General features: G+C 50.5%; 6 protein-coding genes and 1 pseudogene. 2 read left to right on the plus strand and 5 right to left on the minus strand.

All coding sequences use genetic code 11. From position 1 onward, the window contains the following. Positions 1–26: 26 nt before the first annotated feature. Complete coding sequence (gene radA / locus HPS54_RS11115; RefSeq protein WP_172345523.1) at positions 27–1,418, minus strand: DNA repair protein RadA; 1,392 nt, start codon at positions 1,416–1,418, stop codon at positions 27–29. A 282-nt stretch (positions 1,419–1,700) separates the two neighbouring features. On the opposite strand from radA, the gene HPS54_RS11120 reads away from it, so the two are divergent. Then, a complete protein-coding gene (locus HPS54_RS11120) occupies positions 1,701–2,624 on the plus strand; it encodes an ABC transporter substrate-binding protein (RefSeq protein ID WP_253952001.1) in 924 nt (307 codons plus the stop codon). A 7-nt stretch (positions 2,625–2,631) separates the two neighbouring features. After that, positions 2,632–4,869: a tetratricopeptide repeat protein gene (locus HPS54_RS11125; RefSeq protein ID WP_172345524.1), complete on the plus strand. Its 2,238-nt coding sequence runs from the start codon at positions 2,632–2,634 to the stop codon at positions 4,867–4,869. A gap of 329 nt (positions 4,870–5,198) precedes the next feature. On the opposite strand, the gene HPS54_RS11130 is transcribed toward HPS54_RS11125, so the two are convergent. The 4 genes and pseudogenes from HPS54_RS11130 to HPS54_RS11145 all read right to left on the minus strand — a co-directional run. Beyond that, complete coding sequence (locus HPS54_RS11130; RefSeq protein ID WP_172345525.1) at positions 5,199–6,458, minus strand: phospholipase D-like domain-containing protein; 1,260 nt, start codon at positions 6,456–6,458, stop codon at positions 5,199–5,201. Between the two features lie 59 nt (positions 6,459–6,517). Next, on the minus strand, positions 6,518–7,486 hold the full coding sequence (locus HPS54_RS11135) for a KpsF/GutQ family sugar-phosphate isomerase (RefSeq protein ID WP_172345528.1): 969 nt from the start codon (positions 7,484–7,486) through the stop codon (positions 6,518–6,520). A 32-nt stretch (positions 7,487–7,518) separates the two neighbouring features. Further along, complete coding sequence (gene kdsA / locus HPS54_RS11140; protein WP_172345526.1) at positions 7,519–8,274, minus strand: 3-deoxy-8-phosphooctulonate synthase; 756 nt, start codon at positions 8,272–8,274, stop codon at positions 7,519–7,521. A gap of 144 nt (positions 8,275–8,418) precedes the next feature. After that, a pseudogene (locus HPS54_RS11145) lies at positions 8,419–8,529 on the minus strand (IS982 family transposase); the annotation flags it as partial.

Genomic DNA, 8,529 nt, shown 5'->3' on the forward strand with positions numbered 1-8,529 from the left:
ATGATTTAAGTTTTGTTCCCGTCCGGTTATCCGAAGAGCGCCCTTAAAGCCTCTTCGACCTTCCTCACCGGTACGAGTTCTATTCCGTATTTCCCCTTGTCAAGTCCCTGCATGTTGTATTTAGGCACTATCATGTGGCTGAAACCGAGCTTCTCTGCCTCGGCTATGCGCTGTTCGATGCGGTTTATCGGGCGCACCTCACCGCTCAGTCCCACTTCCCCCGCCATGCACCATCCGGTTTCTATTGCCGTGTCCACGTTGCTCGACAATACGGCGGCAATAACGCTGAGGTCCATCGCCGGATCTGTCACGCGCAGACCTCCCGCGATGTTCAGAAACACATCCTTCTGCATAAGTTTGAACCCCACACGCTTCTCGAGTACGGCGAGGAGCATGTTCAGTCTGCGCTGGTCGAAGCCCGTTGCCGAACGTTGCGGTGTTCCGTAGGCAGCCGACGACACAAGAGCCTGCGTCTCGACAAGGAAAGGGCGCACACCCTCGATTGCCGATGATATCGCCACGCCGCTCAGTCCGTCGTGGTCTTCGGTCAACAACAGCTCGGACGGGTTGTTTACCTGCCTCAGTCCGTCCTGCCGCATCTCGTATATACCGAGTTCGGACGTGCTTCCGAACCTGTTCTTTATCGAGCGCAGTATGCGGTACATGTAGTGTTGGTCGCCTTCAAACTGTATCACGGTGTCTACAATGTGCTCGAGAATCTTCGGTCCGGCGAGCGAACCCTCCTTGTTGATGTGCCCTATCAGTATTACGGGCGTGCCGCTCGACTTGGCAAAGCGCAGCAGGGCGCTTGCACACTCGCGCACCTGGGCGATGCTTCCCGGCGAACTGTCCACGTTTTCGGTGCTTATCGTCTGTATCGAGTCTATGACAACGATGTCGGGCACCGTCTCCTTTATGCTGTTGAATATGCTCTCGAGCGACGTTTCGCACAGTATCATGCAGTTGTCGTTGTCCGGATGCTCTATTCTTCCCGCGCGCATCTTCAGTTGTCCGGCACTTTCCTCACCGCTTACGTAAAGTATCTTCTGCTCCGGCAACCGCAGTATCGTCTGCAGTGTCAGCGTACTCTTGCCTATTCCCGGCTCGCCTCCGAGCAGTACGATGGAGCCTGGGACAAGCCCACCGCCCAATACACGGTTCAGCTCCGCATCGTTCATGTCTATCCGCGGCTCGTTCTTTGCCGAGATTTCATGAAGGAACAGCGGCCGGTTGCCGTCCTTTCCCTTGGCGGTGCGCATGGTGTACGCCGCCGACCGTGCCGCCATTTGTCCCGTATCAGCCGATATCTTAAGTTCCTTGAACGTGTTCCAATGCCCGCAACTGGGGCATTTGCCTATCCATTTTGCCGACTCCTGTCCGCAGTCCGAGCATACATATACCGTCTTGTCTTTTGCCATTTTGCTGTAGTTTGCACGCAAAAGTACGCAAAAATATCGACATTATATATATTATACACACTTATATATATAATGTACATACTTATATATACATGTATGGCAGTCAAGTTGAGCCGTATATACGTATTTTTCATTGTAAAGTTTGTCACAATCGGAAAAACTTTTTATCTTTGTCCGTACAAAACAACATTCATGGCTAATATCGCACATTAATAACAATCAGCAAAGGCGACTCGTGTTTAACGGCATTGAGCTGCCTTTTTTAATAAAACAACTTGCCTGATGAAGATAAATAACATATTGTTGCCGCTTCTGCTGGCGGTATTTGTCATAGGCTGCGGTCCGTCGAAAGACGAGGCGGAACGGCTTTCCGCACAGGAACGTGCACGCCTCCGCACTCTCGACTCGCTTGCTTTCAAGGTGGGAGTGCAGCCCTCGCTCGATTGTCTGCCCGTTTATGTGGCACATGAGGAACACCTGTTCGACTCGCTTGACGTTGATGTACGCTTGCGCCTTTATGATGCCGGGATAGACTGTAATGCCGCTTTTAAGGCAGGAAAGCTTCAGGCTGCCGTCACCGACCTTGTCGCCTGTCAGCGTATGGTAGGGCTGGGGGTGCCGCTGAGATATGTTGCTGCCACCGGCACATACTGGCAATTAGTGTCCAACAGACTGGCACGTGTAAGGCATATAAAGCAACTTAAGGACAAGATGCTGGCGATGACGCGCTATTCAGCCACCGACCTGCTGGGAGATTATGCCGTGGACAGTGCCAAGTTAGTGCCCGATCACGTGTTCAGAATACAGATAAACGACCCCGGTGTGCGTCTCGGCATGCTGCTCAACAACGAAATGGATGCCATGTTCCTGTCCGAACCGCATGCCACGGCGGCGCGAATGCACAAGCATCCGGTGCTGATGGACAGCCGCGACAAGGACCTGTGGCTCGGTGTGGTGGCTCTTTACGAGCCTGTTCCGGGCGACAAGCACCGTAGGGCGCAGGCTGAGGCTTTTGTCAAAGCATACGACAAGGCATGCGACTTGATAAACAAAAACGGCATAAAGCATTATGCCGGGATTATACATGAATACTGCAAGGTCGACGACAGGGTCATTGCAGCCCTGCCGGAAGTCAAATATAAGCACGCGTCCCTGCCTCGCATGAGCGACTTGGAGGCTGCCGGACGCTGGCTTAAAAACAAATAAGGAATACATGAAGAAAGCATCGGAACAACTTAAGGCGGCACTTGACAGTATCGCCACGCTTAATATGGAACGTGCCCTGCGTTGTGTGAGGGACGTCAAAGACAAGGAAGCCTTTGCCCGATATGCGGATGAAGTGGAAAGGATTGAAGAAGACTACAGGCTAATGGTGGATTATATCAATCTCGGATATAACGATCCTGAACGCGACAACGTATATCTCAAACTGCTGCAACGTCTCTACCGCACGGTGAGCAACATGCGCATGGCATGTCTTATAAGCAACTGTCCGCCTTTTGCCGAGGCGTCGAGGCGTGCGGAATATTGTCCGGCAGACAGTGAAAAGATACGATCCATGCTTGAGAACTATGTTACGGACGTGGCACTTCTCGGTCTTGAAAGCCCGGAAACGCGGCGCAGCAAGGCGCGGGCAATATACAGCCGTCACAACGAGGTCATGCAGGCACTGTTCTCACGTATCATGATATCGGTGCAGTGGAGCGAGAACGAAGCTCTGTTTATGGAAGACATACTGTTGTCTCCGGTTGTCGATACGGTCGATGCACGACTTATTGTCAGTGCCGTTATGCTGGCAGCGATGAACAGTTTCGACCCGCGCAAGTTCTCCGTAATGATGAATGTCTACCTTAAGACCACCGACGAACACCTGCGCCAGCGTGCCCTTGTAGGGTGGGTGTTGTCCCTTATCGGTTTCTCGGGCGACGCAGAACTGGGCTTTGTCCTTTTCCCCGAGTGCGACATAATGCTGCGTAAGGCATGTTCGGACGAAAGGACGGCACGTGAGATAGCCGACCTGCAGAAGCAGATAATGTTCTGTATGGATGCCGAGAAAGACCACGACAGGATACAGAAGGACATCATGCCCACGCTACTTAAGAGCAACAACTTCAACATTACGCGCTTCGGAATAACCGAGAAGGAGGAAGACCCCATGCAGGATGTCTTTGATCCGGGAGCCTCCGAGCATACCATGGAAGCCATGGAGGCAAGTTTCCGCAAGATGATCGACATGCAGAAGGAGGGCTCGGACATCTATTTCGGCGGCTTTTCGCAGATGAAGCGGTTTACGTTCTTCAGCAGTATAGCCAATTGGTTCTATCCTTTCTTTACCGAGCATGCCGATATTTCATATACTACCGATAAACTTGACAACAGCCGTTTCATGCAGATCCTGCTCGACAACGGTCCTTTCTGCGACAGCGACAAATATTCGTTTGTGCTTGCAATGTCGTCGGTAATCGACAAACTGCCCGAAAACATGCGTGAGATGCTTGGCAGCGGCGATGCCCTCGGGCATACCGTTTCTGATATAGACAAGGAAAATCCGGCATATATCCGGCGCATGTATCTGCAGGATCTGTTCCGCTTTTTCCGCCTTTATCCTCAGCGCGACTGTCTGGTAAAGGCTTTTTCCGCCCCGTCGCACATATTTGTCGCAGGTGTAGTGTTCAGGCATGAAGGGCTCGACAGGTATATGGCGGAGCTTGCTTCTTTTATGCTTAAGCGTAGAGACTACGACTCTCTGTCCGTGCTTGTCAACGGCTATCATAACGATGACGATGTGAAATGGCTTCTTGTCGAGGGTATGTACTATCTTGAAACGGCACGTCCCGATGTGGCTATGGATCGTTTTGACCGTATACTTGAGTTGCAGCCGGACAACGAGCGTGCCACGGCAATGCTTGCAAAGGCGTGTCTTGTGCAGGGAGAAGCGGAAGAGGCGGAGATGCACTATGAGAAGTTGTGCATGCTCAATCCCGACAACATAGGCTATGCACTGAACTATTGCGTGGCGCTTACCGAGACGGAAAAGTATGATGAGGCTGTCACCATGTTGTATAAACTCAACTATGAGCATCCCGAATCGTTGGAGACGGTGCGTGTGCTGGCGTGGGGACTGATGGGGCAGGGCAGGCTCGAGCAGGCGGAGAAGGAGTATGAACGATTGCTCGGCAGCGACAAGGTGACGGGCAACGACTATCTCAATGCCGGTTATTGCAAGTGGTTCCGCGGCGAATTGTCGGCAGCGGCAGTCCTTTTCAGAAAGTATAAGGAGACGGAGATTGTCACAACGCAGCAGAACGGAGACCCCTTGACGATAGAAAATGTTTTCCTGAACGACTGGATAATGCTCGAACGCAACGGCATAACGCCTGTTAGCTACAGGCTCATGGTGTCGCTTGTCGATGCAGTTGAGAAAGATGATGATGATGAACAGCCGATGTAGAAGCAGTTCATCGCACTTCATTTTACACGAATTCAGTATAAATATGTCCCCGATATATCCTCTTCAATGTAGGGACATATGCTTGTATTTGTCCGCACGCATCGGAGAGGCGTTCAGATTATATGTAAAGTTTTCTATAAAAAAAGCCTTGTTGTTTTGTTTCTTTTATACATGTGGATGTAACAAAGAACGCCCTTGTGAGGGCGTGCGGACATTTACAAGACGTGTTGTTGAACGAAGTGAAAAAAATGTCCCTACATGGATAAAACGCCTGAAGTCATTGTTTGAGATTTCGAACACACTCGTATATTCAGCCTATACTCCGCACCCTAAAGCCATGGTGTGAGCAGGTGGGCAAACCAGCCCACGAACTTCTGCCACGGCGTGCGCCACTTGTCCCAACTCTCTTCCGTAAGCTTGAAGGAATGTCTCTTGTCGTTGTCGAACAGGTTGCTCAGTTCCTTTGTGGTGCACGGGTCTATTATCACCGCGTTTTCCTCGTAGTCAAAGTTCAGACTGCGCGCATTAAGGTTGGCACTGCCCACGGTGCAGAACCTGCCGTCTACCATTATCACCTTTGTATGATGAAATCCTTTCTCGTAGATCCATACGTCCACGCCGCGCTTCATCAGTTTGTGAACGTTGTAGAACACGCAGTCGGGCGTTAAAGGTATGTCGCTTTTCGACGAAACCATTACCTCCACCTTCACACCGCGTTTCACGGCGTTGCGCAGTGCCTTCTTCAGTTTGCCGTTAAGCGTAAGATAAGGATTTACAAGCTTTATGCTGTCTTGCGCCAAGTTTATCGCGTCGGTATAAAACTTTCTTATTATGCCGTTTGTGGTCCTCGGTTCGCGGTTTATTATGCCTACCATCTTGTTTCCCGCCGTAGGGCATGTGTCCGGTTTCAGTCCCGTTATGTAGTCGGCGCCATGTGTTCCGCGGTAGTATTTTGCCCCGTGCAGGTTCTGTTTTGTCACCTTGTTCCACATCTTTATGAATATCGCCTGTAGCGTGTTCACCTCTTCACCCTCTATCCGGCAGTGCATGTCGTGCCATTCGCCCACCACTTCCGTACCTTTTATATAATAGTCGGCTACGTTCATGCCTCCCGTATATGCCGTCTTTCCGTCTATTATGACAATCTTGCGGTGGTCGCGGTGGAACACATGGTTGACCCATGGAAAGCGCAGAGGGTCGAACTCGTATATCTCTATGCCGCGCTTTCTCAGTTCTGTCAGGTGGTTTTTCTTCAGCGGACGGTTGTTGGAGTCGTTGCCGAAACCGTCGAAAAGAGCGCGTACCTCCACACCTTCTCTCACCTTGTCTGCCAGTATGTCGAAGAGCAGCGACGCTATTGAGTCGTTGCGGAAGTTGAAATATTCCAGATGTACGCTGCTTTTCGCCTGCCGTATGGCACGGAACATGTCGTCGAACTTCTCCTGTCCGTTGCAAAGCAGTGTCAGCGAGTTGTCGTGCGAGAACCTTATGCCCTCTTCGCGCAGTGACTTTACAATCAGCGAGTCGGACGTCTGCGCTCCCGAAGAAATGATTGTGAGTAGAAATAATACGGTTGTAAAGATTCTCATCCGTACAGATATACAGCCTTTATACATTATTATATATTACATTATTTATGTGCAGGGTGTCACACCATGCAACGATAGTGGTCCACAATGCCAAGGAGATGCCTTTCTTCGTCGGTCACAAGCACGGTATGTATCTTGTATTTCTGCATGATACTTTGTATCTCCGTGATTTTCGTATCGGGTCTTACCGTCTTCGGTTCGCGTGTCATAATGTCGTTTACGGTATGGTTGAAGAACTCCGCCTGCCATTTTTCCATGGCACGGCGTATGTCTCCGTCGGTTATAAGACCTGCTATCCTGCCGTCTTCCATAGCCACTCCAAGTCCCAGTTTGCCCTTGCTGACATGTATTATAGCCTCTCCCAGGTGCATGCCGCTGTCTATTACGGGCATGTCTTCGGTGTGCATTACGTCGTGTGCCGTTGTGAGAAGTCTTCGTCCAAGCTCGCCTCCGGGGTGGAACTGTGCGAAGTCGCGTGGCTCGAAGTTCCTTACTTTCATCAGTGCCACAGCCAGAGCGTCGCCCATTACCAGTGTTGCCGTGGTGCTGCTTGTCGGTGCAAGGTTCAGCGGACATGCCTCTCTCTCCACTTTTATATTAAGGTGTACGGCGCTGTATTTGGCAAGAAGCGACCGCGGGTTGCCGCTCATGCCTATTATAGGCACATTCATGTGGAGCAGCATCGGGATAAAACGCAGCAGCTCGTCGGTCTGTCCTGAGTTGCTTATGGCAAGCACAATGTCGTCGTGTGTCATCACTCCGAGGTCGCCGTGATATACATCGAGCGGGTTTACGAAGAATGACGGCGTGCCGGTGCTTGACAGTGTTGCGGCAATTTTTGCCCCGATATGCCCGCTTTTGCCTACACCCGTGACTATAAGTTTGCCGTGACAGCGGTGTATCATCTCAACTGCACGGTCGAAATTGTCGTCAAGTCGGGGTATAAGGTCAAGCACAGCATGTGCCTCTTCCTTTATACACTGTATGGCATATTCTCTTATCTTGAGGTTTTTGCTTTCTTTTTCCATCTCTTTCACTACTTTTTCCACATCCTTAACGTTTACCGGCATAGTTCTGTCATGACACCTTTAAGGTCTTTCAGATATAACATGTTGGGACCGTCGCTAAGGGCGTTGTCCGGATCGGGATGCACTTCAAAGAAATATCCGTTGGCTCCGAACGCCTTAGCCGCCATTGCCATTGCCGGAACAAACCTGCGGTCGCCCGACGTCTTGCCGCCTCCGCCGCCCGGACGCTGCACGCTGTGTGTGCAGTCCATTATCACACGGGGCACTATGTCGAGCATGTCCGTAATGTTACGGAAGTCCACAACAAGGTTGTTGTATCCGTACATGTTGCCTCTTTCTGTCAGCCAGACGTCCTTTGCGCCTGCCTCGCGGGCTTTTTCCACGGGATACAGCATGTCCCGTCCGCTAAGAAACTGTGCCTTTTTGATGTTTACGGTGCGCCCGGTGCGTGCCGCAGCCACAAGCAGATCGGTCTGTCGGCATAGGAAAGCCGGTATCTGCAACACGTCAGCCACCTCACCGGCGGCTTCTGCCTGGCTGCTTTCGTGTATGTCAGTAAGTATTTTCAGCCCGTATTTTTCTTTTATTCCGGCAAGCATTTGCAGTCCCTTTTCCAGTCCCGGACCGCGGAAAGAATGTATAGATGTTCGGTTAGCCTTGTCGAACGAGGCTTTGAATATGATTTCAACACCAAGCCCGGCGGATATTTCCGTAAGCTCATGTGCCACAATATCGAGTAGTTCCTGTGATTCTATCACGCAGGGACCTGCTATAAATACAGGTTTCATGGTCTCTTGTTTATGTTGTTTTTAATGCGTGCAAAGGTATGTATTTTGTTCCATTGTTCCAAATTTTTAATATATATTACGGTAAAATAAGAAAAAACGCGTATTTCTTTGGATGTTTGAAATATATTTTACCTGTTGGCGGAATTAATTTAATGCATACTTAATTCTGCCAATGGGCTTGTCGTTAATGAAGTTTACGTATTGCAGAATGGTAAGTGCACTAATTTTGCCAATGATTCTGGCAAACAAACCATT

Source organism: Xylanibacter caecicola (genome assembly GCF_013166515.1).
In the GTDB taxonomy this organism is placed as follows: domain Bacteria; phylum Bacteroidota; class Bacteroidia; order Bacteroidales; family Bacteroidaceae; genus Prevotella; species Prevotella caecicola.

Coding starts and splice junctions, on each gene's coding strand:
- HPS54_RS11125 (WP_172345524.1), top strand. CDS start 2,632: ATGAAGAAAGCATCGGAACAACTTAAGGCGGCACTTGACAGTATCGCC.
- HPS54_RS11135 (WP_172345528.1), bottom strand. CDS start 7,486: ATGGAAAAAGAAAGCAAAAACCTCAAGATAAGAGAATATGCCATACAG.
- HPS54_RS11120 (WP_253952001.1), top strand. CDS start 1,701: ATGAAGATAAATAACATATTGTTGCCGCTTCTGCTGGCGGTATTTGTC.
- kdsA (WP_172345526.1), bottom strand. CDS start 8,274: ATGAAACCTGTATTTATAGCAGGTCCCTGCGTGATAGAATCACAGGAA.
- HPS54_RS11130 (WP_172345525.1), bottom strand. CDS start 6,458: ATGAGAATCTTTACAACCGTATTATTTCTACTCACAATCATTTCTTCG.
- radA (WP_172345523.1), bottom strand. CDS start 1,418: ATGGCAAAAGACAAGACGGTATATGTATGCTCGGACTGCGGACAGGAG.